Origin of the sequence: Mesorhizobium sp. B1-1-5 (assembly GCF_006443065.1) — a bacterium.
Classification (GTDB): Bacteria; Pseudomonadota; Alphaproteobacteria; order Rhizobiales; family Rhizobiaceae; genus Mesorhizobium.
Genome location: NZ_VFWS01000384.1, coordinates 1 through 1,404, shown reverse-complemented (window position 1 = coordinate 1,404; position 1,404 = coordinate 1). Strand labels below are relative to the sequence as shown.

Below are 1,404 nucleotides of genomic sequence, written 5' to 3'. Positions count from 1 at the left end.
TCACGACCCGGCCTGGCGCAGGCTGACGCAGACGGATCGCGGCAAGCTGCTGCGCCGGTTGGCCGATCTCATCGCGGAACACGCCGATGAACTCGCGGCCATCGAGACGCGTGACAACGGCAAGCTTCTGAAAGAGATGCGTGTGCAACTGCGCGCGGCGCCGGACAGCTATCTCTATTTCGCCGGAATGGCCGACAAGCTGCATGGCGAGACCATACCGGTCAATAAGCTCGATATGCTGAACTTCACGCTGCGCGAGCCGATCGGCGTGGTGGGCATGATCTCGCCGTGGAATTCACCGCTGATGCTGCTGACCGGCACGCTCGCACCCTGCCTGGCGATTGGCAATACGGTCGTGGTCAAGCCATCAGAGCATACTTCCGCGTCCACCCTTGCCCTCGCCGAACTGATTGCAAAAGCGGGCTTCCCGGCTGGCGTTTTCAATGTCATTACCGGCAAGGGCGCCACGGCGGGCGAAGCGCTGACCTTGCATCCCGATGTCGCCAAGATCGCCTTCACGGGCAGTACGGCAACCGGCCGCCGCATCGCCGCCAACGCTGCCAGCCGACTTGTTTCGTGTCAGATGGAACTGGGCGGCAAGTCGCCTCATGTCGTATTCGCCGATACCGACATCGAGCGCGCGGTGAACGGCGTGGTTGCCGGCGTGTTCGCCGCTGCCGGACAGACCTGTATCGCAGGCTCGCGCTGTTTCGTCGAAAAATCCATCTATGCCGCATTCGTCGAAAAGCTGGCGGATCGTACCAGGCGCGTGCGTATCGGCCATCCGACCGATGAGGACACGGAAATCGGTCCGCTGGCGCTGGCTGCCCAACTCGACAAGGTCGAGCAGTATGTGGACTACGGCGTCGCCGACGGTGCGCGGCTGGTTGCCGGAGGCCGCCGGCCGCGGCGGGACGACCTCTCCGGCGGCTGGTATTACGAGCCCACGGTTCTGGCGGATGCGCGCAACGACATGCGCTTGATGCGCGACGAAATTTTCGGGCCCGTCGTGGGCGTCGTGCCGTTCGACAATGAAAGCGAATTGATTGGGCTTGCCAACGACACCCATTATGGGCTGGCGGCGGGTGTCTGGACCCGCGACATCGACCGGGCGCTGCGCTTTGCGCGCAACGTCGATGCCGGCACGGTCTGGGTCAATACGTATCGCTCGGCTGCTTACATGTCACCCTCCGGCGGGTTCAAGGAGAGCGGTTACGGCAAGCGGGGGGGCTTCGAGGTCATGCGCGAGTTCTCCCGCCTGAAGAATGTCGTCATCGACTACTCCGGCGCCACGCAGGACCCGTTCGTAATCCGTTTGCGCTGACGCTCATCCGACGGTTCCCTAATATTCGAAAAGGTCATTGCCATGAAATATTCCGTTACCCTGAACATGGAGAGGTTCAG

1 protein-coding gene is annotated in these 1,404 nt (G+C 62.5%); it reads left to right on the top strand.

Annotation, left to right across the window (positions count from 1 at the left end; genetic code table 11):
- The coding region (locus tag FJ980_RS31615) for an aldehyde dehydrogenase (protein WP_140547438.1) at positions 1–1,324 on the top strand (1,324 nt) is incomplete at its 5' end.
- Between the last annotated feature and the right edge of the window lie 80 nt (positions 1,325–1,404).